Source organism: Pseudoalteromonas pernae, assembly GCF_039831865.1.
GTDB lineage: Bacteria > Pseudomonadota > Gammaproteobacteria > Enterobacterales > Alteromonadaceae > Pseudoalteromonas > Pseudoalteromonas pernae.
Genome location: NZ_JBDODM010000002.1, coordinates 599,632 through 614,559 on the forward strand (window position 1 = coordinate 599,632; position 14,928 = coordinate 614,559).

Consider the following 14,928-nt stretch of genomic DNA (forward strand, 5'->3'; position numbering starts at 1 on the left):
GTGTAAATGCCTACATACAGCCAAGTGTTAGTTTTACTGCGCGATGCGGTAAACCTTGGTAATAGGAATGAGGAAATGAAGAAAGTTTTACTGGCACAGTGCCCAGATGAAGAAGGCCTGATAGCCAAAATCACCAGCTTGTGTTTCGAGCACGGGCTGAACATCACCCGTAACAATGAATTTGTAGATAAACAGCATGGTCGCTTTTTCATGCGCACCGAACTGGATGGCAATTTCGACAACCTAGATTTAGTCGCGCAGCTACAACAAAGCCTGCCTGCAGGCTCGCAATTATCCCTGCATGGCACTGAGCCGACTAAAGTGGTGCTACTAGCAACTAAAGAGGCACATTGCTTAGGTGGCGTGCTGCTGAAATGTTTTGAGCAAGCGTTAAATATCGACGTGCTTGCCGTCATTGCCAATTACCCTGATCTCGAACCACTGACGAAAGGCTTCGGCGTGCCCTTTCATTGTATTAGCCATGAAGGGTTAAGCCGCGCTGAGCATGACCATTTAGTGGCTGAAAAAATCGCAGCGTATGAACCTGATTTAATCGGACTCGCTAAGTATATGCGTATTTTAAGCCCTGACTTTGTTAGCCGATTCGAAGGGCGAATTATCAATATACACCACTCGTTTCTACCCGCCTTTATTGGCGCAAAGCCCTATCATCAGGCCTTTGAGCGCGGTGTGAAAATCATTGGTGCCACAGCTCACTTCGTGAATAACGAACTCGATGAAGGGCCAATTATAATGCAACAAGTCCGTCCGGTGACTCATGCGGATACCGCAGAAGCCATGGCGAAAAAAGGCCGTGATGTTGAAAAACAGGTATTTTGTCAGGCGCTAGAGCTTGCCTGCGAGCATAAGCTCTTTATTAATGATAATCGAACTGTGGTATTTGATTAAATAGCCAGTGAAGAGTCCATCCGGCTGCAATAGGACGCCGGATGGATGTTAAGAGCACCTGGTAGTTATTGTTGTTGGCTTTCCATGCTCTCAAGTTGTAATTTCGATGCGATCAATACCGCTTGTGTGCGGTTATAAACGCCAAGTTTACGGAATATAGCAGTAATATGCGCTTTTACCGTTGCCTCTGAAATATTGAGTTCATAGGCTATTTGCTTGTTTAACAAGCCTTCATGTAAGTAACTGAGTACTCGATATTGTTGTGGTGTGAGCGACGACACTTGCGCCGCAAGCTCTTTGTCTTCGCCACTGATCGCTTCCACTTTGTCTTTAATATTTTCTGGAAGCCAGCTATCACCTTCAAGAATCTCATTGATAGCATCGGCAATTTCCTGCGCCGAGGAAGACTTTGGAATAAAGCCCATCGCGCCATAGCCCATGACTTTAGAGACAACCTGAAGATCCTCACTGCCCGAGACAACAGCAATTGGCAATTCTGGGTAGTCTTCGCGAATACGAATAAGCCCATATAAGTCACCATTGCCTGGCATGTGCAGATCAAGAAGTAAAATGTCTAAATCTTCGTGGCTCTCTAGCACAGCTAGCGTGCTGTCGAAGGTATCAGATTCTAATACTTCCAAAGGCTGAAACTGCTTGGTCAGTGCCCCTTTTAGCGCTTCTCTGAATAAGGGGTGGTCGTCCGCTATTAAAAACTGACTCATGTTTCGCTCCTAAAAAAATCGGCCATCACCTTTAGATGATAGCCGATAGTCTACGTTTAGAATCGTTCGATAATCAAGCTCTTAACGCCCAATTAACGATTCAAGCGGTTTTCAATAAGCTCATCAACCACACTTGGATCGGCCAAGGTCGACGTATCTCCAAGCTGTTGGTGCTCATTTGCAGCGATCTTACGTAAAATACGACGCATGATCTTACCCGAACGCGTTTTCGGTAAACCCGGTGACCACTGGATCATGTCCGGTGATGCGATTGGGCTTAGCTCTTTACGCACCCAGTTACGCACTTCTTTGGTCAGCTCATCGCTCACTACCACACCGTCGTTTGGTGTGATGTACACGTAGATACCTTGACCCTTAATATCGTGCGGATAACCAACAACTGCCGCTTCAGCGACCGCCTCGTGGGCAACAAGAGCACTTTCAATTTCAGCGGTACCTAAACGGTGACCTGAAACGTTTAATACATCATCTACACGACCAGTGATCCAGTAGTAGCCATCTTCATCGCGACGACAACCGTCACCTGTGAAGTAAACACCAGGGTAAGCAGAGAAATAAGTTTGCTCGAAACGGTCATGGTCGCCATATACTGTGCGTGCTTGCGACGGCCAGCTATCAAGAATAACCAGGTTCCCGTCTGTTTCACCTTCTAAGGTGTTACCTTCAGCATCAAACAGCGCTGGTGCAATACCGAAGAATGGGCGGGTGGCAGAACCTGGTTTCATGTCAGTTGCGCCCGGTAATGGCGTGATCATGATGCCACCGGTTTCCGTTTGCCACCAAGTATCCACGATTGGGCACTTGTTATTACCGATTTGCTCGAAATACCAAGCCCATGCTTCTGGGTTAATTGGCTCACCCACAGAACCGAGCACGCGAAGAGTATCACGCTTGGAGGTTGCAGTTGGCTCATCACCTTTAGCCATCAATGCACGAATAGCGGTGGGTGCCGTATAAAGAATCGTGACTTTGTGTTTGTCAACGATTTCGCCCATACGCCCTGCGCTTGGATACGTTGGTACACCTTCAAATATTACTTGTGTACAGCCGTTTACCATTGGCCCATAAGCGATGTAACTGTGACCGGTGATCCAACCCACATCGGCACTACACCAGTAAATATCATCGTCATGTAAATCAAATACATATTCATGCGTCATAGAACTATAAACTAGGTAACCACCGGTGGAGTGTACGACCCCCTTGGGCTTGCCCGTCGAACCCGAGGTGTAAAGAATAAACAGTGGATCCTCAGCATCCATCACCTCAGGCTCACAGTGAGCAGGCAAATCGGCTACTAATTCATGCCACCATACGTCGTGGTCGTTCCACTCCACGTCGCCACCGGTGAGTTGGTGCACAATAACGTGCTCAATCGTTGTTACGCTGTCTTGACGCACAGCTTCGTCTACATTCGCTTTGAGTGGTACACAGTTACCACCGCGACGGCCTTCATCTGAGGTGATCACCACTTTGGCGCCACTGTCGTTAATGCGATCGGCAATCGCTGAAGGCGAGAAGCCACCAAATACTACTGAGTGAACAGCACCAATACGTGCACATGCTTGCATTGCGTAAACAGCTTGTGGCGTCATTGGCATGTATATAGCGACGCGATCGCCTTTTTGCACGCCTAGCTTACGCAGGCCATTGGCAAGTTTACATACTTCATCGTGAACCTGTTGATAGCTGATCTGCTCGCTCTGCTCTGGGTTGTCGCCTTCCCAAATTAGTGCCGTTTTATCTGCTTTGTCTTTTAAGTGACGATCGATACAGTTGTAAGAAGCATTGAGTTTGCCGTCTTCAAACCATTTAATGCTGATGTGACCTTTATCAAATGAAGTATTTTTAACTTTGGTGTAAGGCGTGTACCAATCTAGACGTTGTCCGTGTTCTTTCCAAAAACCCTCAGGGTCTTGAATCGACTTCTCATAAAGTGCTTTGTATTTTTCGTTATCGACTAATGCGTTGTCTTTGATATTTTCAAAAACCGGATAAATGCTCTGTGACATGTGCGTCTCCATCTTTTTTTGTTGCCTAGTGGCTTGCCCACAGCATTACTCACAGGCACGTCTTACAGTATTAGACCTTAGTATAGAATCCGCGTTCTGCGCTGTATTTGTCGCCATTAACACGGTCAATTTTCATTCATTTTTACCTCTATTCATCCTCTTATTGTCACCAGCCTATACCTTAGTCGTACGACCAATAGATAATTGCCCAAAAAGTCATCAACGACCATGTTTTCAAAGCTAGCTTGGAACAGGACAAGATTATGACAACACGCAAATTGATAACAAAAACATTAGTGGCAACTGCCGTGTGTGCCGCAACGGCCAGCGCACAGGCTGCGACGATCGGCAATACAGACGTTAGCTACGGCGGTTACGTCAAACTCGATGCGATGTGGAGTGACTTCTCTGCAGGCACAATCTCAGGGGACAGCATTGGTCGCGATTTCTACGTACCGAGCACCACACCTGTGGGTAATGATGCCGACAGTGATGCGGTATTTGATATGCACGCACGTCAATCGCGATTCAATTTTGGCACCAGTACAAAATTAGATAATGGCAAAACAGTCAAAACCAACATCGAACTAGACTTCATTGCTTCGATTGGTGGTAACGAGCGCGTTACGAACTCTTACTCACCACGTATTCGACAAGCCTATATCACCTATGACGGCTGGCTCTTTGGTCAAGCATGGTCGAATTTCCAGAACGTTGGTGCATTGCCTGAGACTCTGGATTTCGTTGGCCCAGCGGAAGGCACCGTGTTTGCTCGCCAAGCACAAGCTCGTTACAGCGTCGGTAATTGGGCGTTTTCAGTAGAAAACCCTGAAAGCACAATCACCGTCAATGGTGCACGCGTTGAAACTGATGATGCGAGCATGCCGGATTTCACCGCGCGCTATAACTTCAGCGCTGACTGGGGTCAAGTTGTGGTAACAGGTTTGGCGCGTCAACTTACCTACAAGCAAGGCGGTGCAGACGAAGATGAAACCTCATTTGGTGTCAGTGTCTCTGGTAAGGTGAACCTTGGCAAAAACAACATCAAATTCATGCTGACTCAAGGTAAGGGCCTTGGCCGTTACATCGGCTTAAACGTCGCTCACGGCGCTGTGTACGACGGCTCAAGCCTAGATGCAATTGATTCGACGTCAGGCTTTATTGGTTATCAGCATCACTGGAGTGAGCAGTTCCGCTCAACCTTCTTGTACTCATTCTTTGAGGCAGATAACAACACCGACCTACTTGCCTTCAGTGGCAACCCCACCAAGAGCAGTGTCAGCTATAGCGCAAACTTGCTGTACTCTCCGGTGAAGAAAATGACCTTTGGCGTCGAATTCAAACACGCTGAACGTGAAGCCGAAAATGGCGCCGACGGTGATTTAGACAGATTACAATTCTCTGCTAAGTACGCGTTCTAAGCGCTGCACCTAGTTAATTCCAATAAACTCACAAAACCGCACCTTAGGTGCGGTTTTTTTATGGCGCAAAAGAAAAAATACCTTAAGATTAAATCTTATTGAAAACCATTATCATTTAGATTACCATGCAGGAAATTCTAAATCAGTGTGCTAAATTTATGTCTATCAAACATTTCCCCCTTTCTAAAATTGCTATTCTTTGTGGTGTGGTATTGAGCCAACAAGCTCTTGCTGAAGAGTCACAAGACGCTGAAATTGAGCGTGTTGCTGTATACGGTCAGCACCACAAAAATTACATTACCGAACAAGCCGCATCTGCGAGTAAACTTGGCATCACCATCAAAGAAACACCTCAGTCTATCTCTGTAGTGTCGCGCGCGATGATGGATGACTTCTCACTAGACGATATTAACGCTGTACTTGAATCAACACCGGGTGTAACGGTTGAGCAAATCGAGACAGACCGCACCTACTTCAAGGCACGTGGCTTTGATATCACCAACTTCCAAATTGATGGCCTAGGTATTCCCCAAGAGCGTGGCGATGTGCACGGTACGTTAGACACATCTATCTATGACCGCATTGAGATTGTACGTGGTGCTAATGGTATTATGACAGGTGCAGGTAACCCCGCAGCGACTGTAAACATGGTTTTGAAAAAGCCAACTTATACAACGCAAGCAAACGCTTCCGCATCTGTGGGATCATGGGGCAAAAAACGTATTGAAGCCGATGTGTCAGGTGCAATTAACGACAAACATGCAGTGCGTGCAGTTTTAACAAAGCAAAAAGCAGACTCTTATCTAGACCGCTACGCCACAGATTTAACACTCGGCTACCTCGCCTATGAAGGCCAGCTAACAGATACAACTAAGCTTTCAATCAATTACGTGCGCCAAACTAAAGACGCAGACAGTCCATTATGGGGCGCGCTACCGCTGTTTTACGATGATGGCACAGCGACAGATTTCGATGTGTCGACCAGCACAGCTGCGGATTGGTCATACTGGAATAATGACAACGAACACGTGTTTGTAGAATTAGAGCAAAGTCTTGGTACATCCTGGTTTGTACGTGCACGCTATGCCTACATGACCAATGAGCAAGACTCTGAGCTGTTCTACGTGTACGGCACACCAAGTGCAGAAACAGGCCTCGGCTTAACAGGTTATGCCAGTGAATATGATTACAAAGACCAACAAAACCTATTTGACGTGTATGCAACGGGTGACTTTTCATTGTTTGGGCAAACTCACAACCTGAGCTTTGGTGTCAGCAGTGCCGATTTAAACTACCAAGATAAGTCACTGTACGACTTCACAACAGGTAACGGCTTCCCAGCAATGCCGCCATTAGAAGACTTTGATGGCAAAGCACCAATCCCTACTTTAGAAGATGGCTTAAATGGCTCAGTCGTAGAAGCGGACCAACGCTCTGCATACGCCCAAGCGCGCTTTAAGATTATCGACCCTCTCGCGGTATTGGTCGGCGGTCGCTATACCGATTGGGAGTCTACTGGTTCAGCGTATGGTGCCTCGAAAGTAAACAGCGCAGAAGAATTTGTGCCTTACGTTGGTGCTGTGTATGACTTTACTGATAACTACTCAGTGTATGCTAGCTATACAGAAACCTTCGCTCCTCAGTCTGAGCAAGACTTGACCGGCAAAGCCCTTGACCCAATCACAGGTGAAAGCAAAGAGATTGGTTTCAAAGCTGAGTTGTTAGACGGTCAGCTGTTTGCAACAGTTGCGTTATTTGACGCGCGACAAGTAGGCATTGCTCTGGCAGACACGGCTTTATCGACACCGGATAACACCGTTTATTACGCCGCAGAAGGGATCAACAGCGACGGCTATGAACTTGAATTAAGTGGTCGTTTAACACAAGACTTAAGTGCAAGCTTCAGCTACAGCCACGTAGACATTGAAGCCGGCGACGATGCCGCTGATGGTAAATTAGTGCGCGACTACACGCCTGAAGATCAAGTCAAGGTAGCGCTGAATTATCAAGTACCTTTCTTTGATGGTTTGAGCTTAGGTGCAAACTACCGCTGGCAAGCCGAAACCTCTCGTGATCAAAGTAATGGAACTATCCCCACTACAACCAAACAAAGTGCTTATGGATTACTTGATTTAGTGGCCACGTATCAGTTTACTGACAATGTCAGTGCAACGTTCAACGTCAACAACGCCACCGATGAAAAGTACATTCACAGCCTATACTGGGCGCAAGGCTATTACGGTGCGCCTCGTAACTACGCGTTCTCTGTGAACTGGCAGCTATAATCTCCTACTATACTGACCAGCAACAAGGCGACCATTAGGTCGCCTTTTTTGTGATTCCAAATGCCATAAACGCGGCGATGAGCACCCCGCTGAGGAGGCCTCCTAAATGAGCCCAATTAGCCATAGGGATAAAGAAGGTATCGGTAAAGCCAAAGGCTAACCACAATAATAGAAAGCCAATCATGCCCTTAGTCATCATCGCGGGTGTTTTAGCTAGGATTGGGTATATCCAGCAAAAACCAACTAGCGCGTATACCACGCCCGAAAGGCCACCGAAATTTGGTCCAACCATGATAAATTGCGCCCAACTACTGGCTAAAGAGCCCAGAATAAACACGCTGACTAAGGTCATTTTAGATGTTTGCTTTTCAATGGCCGGACCTAAGGTCAACCACCACAACACATTGAAGATCAAGTGAATAGCTGAGAAATGCACTATCGACGGAGTCAGCCATGAAAGTGGTTGGTTGGCTTTAAATTGCAAAATTGGAAAAATATCGCTGAATTGCCCCAATAAAAACAAAGCGTAGATAACGATACTGGCAATGCTCACGCCTTTCACTAACCAACTCAGTTGGTTGAATCGCGATACTAAGTTGAGCTTTGGACCACCGTACACTAGCCCTGAGTCTGTACTTCCTGCTTCCCAAGCGGCATCGACGTACCTTGGATGATTTGGCTGTTGCTGGAACTCTTGCCACAGTGGCTGCACTTGATGAAAGTGTTCAGGTGCAACACCAATGATCACATGCCCATTTTCACCCGCTTTTAGCGCTCCGTGAAATCCTTGGGTACTGAGATAATCAACGAACCCTTGTGCTGCGCGAACATTATTGGTGCTGCCTAATTCAATCATTTTTCTACCAATTCAGGAAATTGCGTTGCCCATGCACTGAAACCACCGTCCATGGAATAAACGTCATCAAAGCCTTGTTCGGCCAAATAGCCTGCTGCGCCTTGTGAACTAATACCGTGATAACACACCACAATAATGGGTTGGTCATACTCTTTGTGTAGCATGAACTCACCAATATTGCTGTTATTGAGGTGCTCAGCAGAAGGAATGTGCCCTGCAGCAAACGAGTTAGGGTCGCGAATATCTGCAATCACGACATTGTCGTTATCTAATAACTCACGGGTTTGTGCGACTGAAATATGTTTGTAAGCCATGATGCTCCGAATCTTGTGTAAACAATAAAGGCGGCCTAAGCCGCCTTAACAATGCTAAGCCAATGCAATTATGCCCAGTCTAGAATCACTTTACCAGATTGGCCGCTGAGCATAGTATCGAAGCCTTCTTGGAAGTCATCGATTTTAAACTCATGAGTGATGATTGGCGAAATATCTAAGCCTGATTGAATCAAACTTGCCATTTTGTACCAAGTCTCAAACATTTCTCGGCCATAGATGCCTTTAATGATAAGCCCTTTGAAAATCACTTGGTTCCAATCAACCGCCATGTCTGAAGGTGGAATACCTAGCATTGCGATTTTACCGCCGTGATTCATGTTATTCAGCATTGAGTTAAACGCCACGGGTACGCCCGACATTTCAAGACCTACGTCGAAGCCTTCTGTCATGCCCAGCTCTTTCATCACGTCTTCAAGCTTTTCTTGAGCGACGTTAACTGTGCGCGTTGCGCCCATTTTTTTAGCAAGATCTAAGCGGTACTCGTTAACATCGGTGATCACTACGTTGCGTGCGCCCACATGCTTAGCTACCGCAGCAGCCATAATGCCGATTGGGCCAGCGCCTGTAATTAGCACATCTTCACCGACTAAATCGAAAGACAGCGCTGTGTGTACAGCGTTACCAAACGGGTCGAAGATTGATGCTAATTCATCTGGAATGTTATCTGGGATCTTAAACGCGTTGAACGCTGGAATCACAAGATATTCTGCGAAACTACCTTCACGGTTAACACCCACACCAATGGTGTTACGGCATAAATGTACTCGGCCAGCACGACAGTTACGGCAGTGACCACAAGTAATGTGACCTTCACCCGATACACGGTCGCCAATTTCAAAACCACGTACTTCTTGGCCCATATCAACGACTTCACCTACGTACTCATGGCCAACAACCATAGGCACAGGAATAGTGTTTTGTGCCCACTCATCCCACTTGTAAATGTGTACATCGGTGCCACAGATAGCTGTTTTGCGGATCTTGATTAACAAATCATTGTGACCTACTTCTGGCTTAGGCGCATCTGTCATCCAGATGCCTGTTTCAGCCTTAAGTTTTGATAATGCTTTCATCAATGCGCTCCTTAAATAACGCCCAGCTCTTTACCAATGCGAGTAAAGGCTGCAATTGCTTTATCAAGCTGCTCTTTGGTGTGGGCAGCAGAAATCTGAGTACGAATACGCGCTTGGCCTTTTGGTACTACAGGGAAAGAGAAGCCAGTCACGTAAATGCCTTCAGCAAGTAGCTTGTCAGCCATTTGTCCTGCAAGTTTAGCATCACCTAGCATAACTGGGATGATAGCGTGGTCTTTACCGGCACAGGTAAACCCAGCGGCTTCCATCTGCTCACGGAAATACGCTGCATTTGACCAAAGCGTGTCGCGCAATTCTTTACCATCTGCCAACATTTCTAGCACTCGGATTGATGCCGTCACGATTGAAGGCGCAAGCGAGTTTGAGAATAAATAAGGACGTGAACGTTGACGTAGCCACTCAACAATTTCTTTTTTACCTGATGTGTAACCGCCTGATGCGCCACCCAGCGCTTTACCTAGCGTACCAGTGATGATGTCTACGCGGTCCATCACACCACAGTATTCAGGCGTACCACGACCGTTTTCGCCAACAAAACCGACAGCGTGCGAGTCATCGACCATCACCAACGCATCGTATTTATCAGCAAGGTCACATACCGCTTCTAGGTTACAAATTACGCCGTCCATTGAGAACACGCCATCTGTCGCGATAAGCTTTGTTTTAGCACCCGCTTCTGTCGCTGCAATCAGTTGTTGCTCAAGATCAGCCATATCATTGTTGGCGTAGCGGAAGCGTTTTGCTTTACACAAACGAACACCGTCAATGATTGACGCGTGGTTCAATGAATCAGAGATAATCGCATCGTCCGCACCAAGGATGGTTTCAAATAAACCTGCGTTGGCATCGAAACATGATGAGTAAAGAATCGTGTCTTCTGTTTTCAGGAAATCACTGATTTTAGCTTCAAGTGTTTTATGGATGTCTTGCGTACCACAAATAAAACGAACAGACGCTACACCGAAACCGTGATCGCTCAAACCTTGCTGCGCAGCTTTGATTAACTCAGGATGGTTCGCTAAGCCCAAGTAGTTGTTCGCACAAAAGTTGATAACTTTGTCACCACTTGCTACTTCAATTTCAGCTTGTTGCTGTGAAGTGATAATGCGCTCGCTCTTGTAAAGGCCTTCAGCCTTCACTTGCTCGATTTGCTCTTGCAGCTGAGTATAAAACGCAGAAGCTCTCATAAATGTCTCCGATACTAGAACAGGTATTTAGGGGCACAGGCCACAATGCCAGCCCCAAGGGTAATCTTTTAAATTAGCGCTATTGTAAAAGGTTCGCACTAGAAATGCATTGTTTATAGATGAAATAGATTCACATAATAAATTGAAATATATGAATAAAAATTCAAAATGTAAGTAGCTTTGGCACCGCTGCTAAAGAGTCACAAACAAAATCAGCATCTTGCAGCGCTTCATCACTAAATTCTTGACCGCTGCGTACCAAAATTTTAGTGCCGATGTTGCAGCGTTTTGCCGCCACCATGTCACCATGCTTATCACCTACCATCACACATTGACTCGGATCTAAGTCGAATGCCTCGATACCACGTCGCAGCATTCCTGGCTCGGGTTTGCGACAATCACAGTCTTGTAAATACTCACCTTGTCCTTTTTTCGGGTGATGCGGACAGTAATATACAGCGTCGATATGCACATTATGCGCAGCGAATTGTGCTTTCATCCACTCGCTCAACTGAGCGAATTGTGCTTCGCTGTAATAACCACGGGCAATGCCAGACTGGTTGGTTACCACGATTAAGCGATAACCCTGCTTAACGAACTCAGCGCAGGCGTCGAACACACCCGCAATAAATTCGAAATCTTGTGGTTTATACACATAGGCGTGATCAACGTTAATTACCCCGTCACGGTCTAGGAAAACGGCTTTGTTGCTCATAGTCTGTGTTCTCTTACTACTTTATCGAACATGGCAATGACAGCGTCTGTGCTAATTCTGTCCATCAACTCACCTTTAGCGCGCACACCCCAAGGCAACTGTGTGGCGGGTTTACCATGTTGCTCAATAACGGCTTGGTTATAAACCTCTACCACATAATCTTGATACAAGTATGGGCCCGTGCGCTTAGGGTTGGAGTGCGCGTACAAGCCAATCACCGGTGTGCCTTGTGTCACGGCCATGTGTGCAGGGCCCGTATCTGGAGCTAACACCACAGTGGCCAGGCCTAAGACGCAGGTCAACTCTTTAAGTGATGTCTTGCCAACAAGGTTTAACACCTCTGCTTGGCAGTGCTCACTAATTTGCTCGGCCAGAGCTTTTTCCATCTCAGTTGGACCACCCGTAATCGCCACTTTGAACCCTTGTTTTATGGCATGGTCGGCCACCTGTGCATAGCGCTCTGGCAACCAGTTGCGCACTGCTTTGCTTGCTGCTGGGCTGATAATGAGTAGCGGCTCACCTTCATCACCCACCAGTTCCACCGCTTTTTGATGGTCGCTGTCGCTCAGTGGCAGTTGCCAATGTGGTGTGAAATCAGTTACCCCCAACTGCTGGGCAAATTGCATAAAGCCTTCGAGTACATGCGGCTCAGATTTAGGCTCAATCCGTTTGTTGATAAACAAACTGTGTAATTCTTTGGAGCGCGCTTTATCAAAGCCCAATTTCACCTTGGCCTTTATACAACGACTGGCGAGCCCAGCGCGAAATGCCACCTGCATATTAAGCAGCACATCAAACTTTTGCCCTTTTAACTGTGCTCGTAAGGTTTTAAACGCTTGTTTACCCTGTTTTTTATCGAAAATGACAAAATCTACGCCTGGTAGCCCACCAAGCAACATGGCTTCCACCTTGCCTATTACCCAAGTAATTTTGGCATTTGGATGAACACGCTGAATAGCTTGAACCGCAGCAACTGCATGACACACGTCACCAATTGCAGAAAGGCGAAGAATACAAATCGATTGCACAGAGTTGAGTTGCACTGGGCGCTTCCTTAAGAGAAAAACTGAGCAAATGGTAAAGCAACCTCAGCGCATTGCAAGTTATGTTCAAGTGCTCTGAGGCATATAAGTTTATTGCCAGTATAAAAAACGCTACACTGATGCCACCTTGCGATAATCACTCTGACCCATGCAACTAACCTCTGTAAGCAAAAACCAGACTTTATTCACCCAAGAAAGTAACCCGCTTGCTATCAATGAACACTGGTTCAATCCGCAATACTGGCTTGAACAAGACAAGGTGTTCGCACAAAAAACAGGTCGAGCGACCGCCTATTTTTTTGCTGAAAAAGAGTTAAAAGCGGTGCTTCGTCATTACTGGCGCGGCGGTTTGGTAGGTAAGGTATTGCAAGACCAATACCTGTTCACAGGCATGGACAACACCCGTGTTTACAAAGAGTTTGCCTTGATGTGCGAACTGCATCAGCAAGGTCTGCCTGTAGTCGAGCCCATAGCCGCTTTGGTAACACGTTCAGGCCTCATTTATCGCGGTGATATCATTACTCGTGCACTAGAAGGAGCAACGAGCCTTTGTGAGCGTCTAGTTGCAGGACCTTTGGCTGCACAGCTAATAACCCATATTGGCGAAACCATTGCTCGTTTTCACAAAGCTGGCGTGTATCACGCAGATTTAAACATCAATAATGTGCTGTTTGATGACCAAGATAAGGTCCATGTCATTGATTTTGATCGCGGTGAACTTCGCCCACCACAAACGCAGTGGCAGCAACAAAATATGCAGCGTTTACAGCGCAGTTTTACTAAAGAGGCGGGTAGGCAACCGAGTTTTCACTGGCAGCAAAGTGATTGGCAGAAATTAGAAGAAGCTTATCAGCGAGCACTAAGCTGCTGATAAGCCTTGTGAAATATTAAGAGCGGATCTTGCTGATCACATTCGACGTTGAGCAACCATTAAGGAACTCTAGCACTTCAACCTGACCACCGTGGCGCAATACATGGTCAGCGCCAGCAATGTCTTCCACTTTGTAGTCGCCACCTTTGACTAAAATATCCGGGCTAATTTGCTCAATTAGTTTAGCTGGCGTGTCGTTCTCTTCTTCTTTGCCAAATGGGATCACCCAGTCAACGGCAGCCAAGGCACTAAGTACCATAGCGCGCTCATCAAGCGGGTTTATTGGACGCTCTGGGCCTTTTAATCGGGCTATTGAATCATCGGTGTTCAGTCCCACAACCAGGCGGTCGCCCATCGCTTTAGCTTGCGCAAGATAGCGCACATGCCCTGCATGCAGGATATCAAAGCAACCGTTAGTGAAAACAATCTTTTCGCCATTTTGCTTTGCAAATTCAATATGCTGCAATACAGATTCAAATGGTGTCTGATAGTGCTCACCGTTTTGACGCAAATACTGACCCAGCTTACGACTCAGTTCCTCCGGTGATACCGTTGCCGCACCGAGTTTACTTACCGCAATACCCGCCGCAATGTTTGCCAGTTCAACAGCATCTGCTGGTGTCATCCCTGCTCCAAGCATCACAGTCAGCGTGGCGATAACGGTGTCGCCAGCACCTGTCACATCACTGACTTCACGTACTTGCGCAGCGAAATCGTGCTTTTCTGTCGCGCTGATAAGCGACATCCCCTGCTCTGAACGAGTCAGGAGCATAGCGCCAATACCCGCTTCTTTAATTAACGCTCGCGCGCTGTCCGTCAAGGCTTGCTCAGAGCTTGCATCACCACCTGCAAGCTTAAATTCATTCAAGTTTGGCGTAATGTAATCAGCACCTCGGTATAAACCAAGCTGCGGCGACTTAGGGTCAACAAGCACTGTTTTACCCGCATCTTTGGCAACGCGGATCATCGCTTCAATCAGTGTAAGAGAGCCTTTGTTATAGTCAGAGAAAAGTACGAAGTCATAGTCATCAACAACTCGCTCTAAACGATTGAGAAGCAGTTGTGAGTGCTCTTTTGAGAATTGCTCTTCTTGGTCTAGACGCACAACTTGTTGATGGCGGCTGATCACCCGCATTTTGGCGATAGTAGGCAAATCAACAACATGGACTAACTGTGAGTCGATGTGCTCATTGGCTAAAATGCGCTCAAGTGTTTGTCCACTTTCATCTTCGCCAATTAAACCAAGCAAACCCACTTGACCATCCAAGCGAGCAATATTTTTAGCCACGTTCGCGGCACCGCCTGCTTTGTCTTCCAGTTGATTCACTTTTACCACTGGCACCGGCGCTTCTGGTGAGATACGACCGGAATCACCGTGCCAGTAGCGGTCAAGCATGACATCACCCACTACCAGCACTTTTGCTTTATTTAAATTCTTAAGTAAACCTAAATCCATG

13 protein-coding genes are annotated in these 14,928 nt (G+C 46.7%); 4 read left to right on the plus strand and 9 right to left on the minus strand.

All coding sequences use genetic code 11. The features are described 5' to 3' along the window. The first annotated feature begins 75 nt into the window (after positions 1-75). Positions 76-909: a formyltetrahydrofolate deformylase gene (gene purU / locus V1358_RS06975; protein WP_347393021.1), complete on the plus strand. Its 834-nt coding sequence runs from the start codon at positions 76-78 to the stop codon at positions 907-909. Positions 910-974: 65 nt separating this feature from the next. On the opposite strand, the gene V1358_RS06980 is transcribed toward purU, so the two are convergent. Beyond that, a complete protein-coding gene (locus V1358_RS06980) occupies positions 975-1,631 on the minus strand; it encodes a response regulator transcription factor (protein WP_347391739.1) in 657 nt (218 codons plus the stop codon). Positions 1,632-1,723: 92 nt separating this feature from the next. Then, positions 1,724-3,664 carry an acetate--CoA ligase gene (gene acs / locus V1358_RS06985; protein ID WP_347393022.1) on the minus strand — a complete coding sequence of 647 codons (1,941 nt, stop codon included), beginning with the start codon at positions 3,662-3,664 and terminating at the stop codon, positions 1,724-1,726. A gap of 263 nt (positions 3,665-3,927) precedes the next feature. Between acs and V1358_RS06990 the strand changes: the two genes are divergently transcribed. After that, positions 3,928-5,085, plus strand: coding sequence for a DcaP family trimeric outer membrane transporter (locus tag V1358_RS06990; protein WP_347393023.1), 1,158 nt, complete (start codon positions 3,928-3,930; stop codon positions 5,083-5,085). Positions 5,086-5,243: 158 nt separating this feature from the next. Further along, entirely contained in the window at positions 5,244-7,370 is a 2,127-nt protein-coding gene (locus V1358_RS06995; RefSeq protein WP_347393024.1) for a TonB-dependent siderophore receptor, read from the plus strand. Positions 7,371-7,404: 34 nt separating this feature from the next. Here V1358_RS06995 and glpG read toward each other — a convergent pair whose 3' ends face one another. The 6 genes from glpG to V1358_RS07025 all read right to left on the minus strand — a co-directional run bounded on the left by glpG (position 7,405) and on the right by V1358_RS07025 (position 12,600). After that, complete coding sequence (glpG, locus tag V1358_RS07000; RefSeq protein WP_347391735.1) at positions 7,405-8,226, minus strand: rhomboid family intramembrane serine protease GlpG; 822 nt, start codon at positions 8,224-8,226, stop codon at positions 7,405-7,407. Beyond that, on the minus strand, positions 8,223-8,540 hold the full coding sequence (glpE, locus tag V1358_RS07005; RefSeq protein ID WP_347393025.1) for a thiosulfate sulfurtransferase GlpE: 318 nt from the start codon (positions 8,538-8,540) through the stop codon (positions 8,223-8,225). Before glpE ends, glpG begins: the two co-directional genes overlap by 4 nt. 68 nt (positions 8,541-8,608) lie before the next feature. Next, positions 8,609-9,634 (minus strand): L-threonine 3-dehydrogenase, encoded by a 1,026-nt coding sequence (tdh, locus tag V1358_RS07010; protein WP_347391733.1) that lies wholly within the window; start codon positions 9,632-9,634, stop codon positions 8,609-8,611. An 11-nt stretch (positions 9,635-9,645) separates the two neighbouring features. Beyond that, entirely contained in the window at positions 9,646-10,842 is a 1,197-nt protein-coding gene (locus V1358_RS07015) for a glycine C-acetyltransferase (RefSeq protein WP_347391732.1), read from the minus strand. Between the two features lie 163 nt (positions 10,843-11,005). After that, positions 11,006-11,557 (minus strand): D-glycero-beta-D-manno-heptose 1,7-bisphosphate 7-phosphatase, encoded by a 552-nt coding sequence (gene gmhB / locus V1358_RS07020; RefSeq protein ID WP_347393026.1) that lies wholly within the window; start codon positions 11,555-11,557, stop codon positions 11,006-11,008. Beyond that, the gene (locus tag V1358_RS07025; RefSeq protein ID WP_347393027.1) at positions 11,554-12,600 is read right to left on the minus strand and encodes a glycosyltransferase family 9 protein; all 1,047 of its coding nucleotides are present in this window, start codon (positions 12,598-12,600) and stop codon (positions 11,554-11,556) included. Before V1358_RS07025 ends, gmhB begins: the two co-directional genes overlap by 4 nt. Before the next feature lie 148 nt (positions 12,601-12,748). Between V1358_RS07025 and V1358_RS07030 the strand changes: the two genes are divergently transcribed. After that, positions 12,749-13,471: a 3-deoxy-D-manno-octulosonic acid kinase gene (locus V1358_RS07030; RefSeq protein ID WP_347393028.1), complete on the plus strand. Its 723-nt coding sequence runs from the start codon at positions 12,749-12,751 to the stop codon at positions 13,469-13,471. Between the two features lie 16 nt (positions 13,472-13,487). Here the strand turns inward: V1358_RS07030 and hldE are convergent, their stop codons facing one another. Then, a complete protein-coding gene (gene hldE, locus V1358_RS07035) occupies positions 13,488-14,927 on the minus strand; it encodes a bifunctional D-glycero-beta-D-manno-heptose-7-phosphate kinase/D-glycero-beta-D-manno-heptose 1-phosphate adenylyltransferase HldE (RefSeq protein WP_347393029.1) in 1,440 nt (479 codons plus the stop codon). Position 14,928: the final 1 nt, after the last annotated feature.

What these genes read in the sequence shown, in the direction of transcription:
- glpG (WP_347391735.1), bottom strand. Translation starts at nt 8,226, where the DNA reads ATGATTGAATTAGGCAGCACCAATAATGTTCGCGCAGCACAAGGGTTC.
- gmhB (WP_347393026.1), bottom strand. Translation starts at nt 11,557, where the DNA reads ATGAGCAACAAAGCCGTTTTCCTAGACCGTGACGGGGTAATTAACGTT.
- hldE (WP_347393029.1), bottom strand. Translation starts at nt 14,927, where the DNA reads ATGGATTTAGGTTTACTTAAGAATTTAAATAAAGCAAAAGTGCTGGTA.
- acs (WP_347393022.1), bottom strand. Translation starts at nt 3,664, where the DNA reads ATGTCACAGAGCATTTATCCGGTTTTTGAAAATATCAAAGACAACGCA.
- V1358_RS06990 (WP_347393023.1), top strand. Translation starts at nt 3,928, where the DNA reads ATGACAACACGCAAATTGATAACAAAAACATTAGTGGCAACTGCCGTG.
- V1358_RS07015 (WP_347391732.1), bottom strand. Translation starts at nt 10,842, where the DNA reads ATGAGAGCTTCTGCGTTTTATACTCAGCTGCAAGAGCAAATCGAGCAA.
- purU (WP_347393021.1), top strand. Translation starts at nt 76, where the DNA reads ATGAAGAAAGTTTTACTGGCACAGTGCCCAGATGAAGAAGGCCTGATA.
- glpE (WP_347393025.1), bottom strand. Translation starts at nt 8,540, where the DNA reads ATGGCTTACAAACATATTTCAGTCGCACAAACCCGTGAGTTATTAGAT.
- V1358_RS06980 (WP_347391739.1), bottom strand. Translation starts at nt 1,631, where the DNA reads ATGAGTCAGTTTTTAATAGCGGACGACCACCCCTTATTCAGAGAAGCG.
- V1358_RS07030 (WP_347393028.1), top strand. Translation starts at nt 12,749, where the DNA reads ATGCAACTAACCTCTGTAAGCAAAAACCAGACTTTATTCACCCAAGAA.
- tdh (WP_347391733.1), bottom strand. Translation starts at nt 9,634, where the DNA reads ATGAAAGCATTATCAAAACTTAAGGCTGAAACAGGCATCTGGATGACA.
- V1358_RS06995 (WP_347393024.1), top strand. Translation starts at nt 5,244, where the DNA reads ATGTCTATCAAACATTTCCCCCTTTCTAAAATTGCTATTCTTTGTGGT.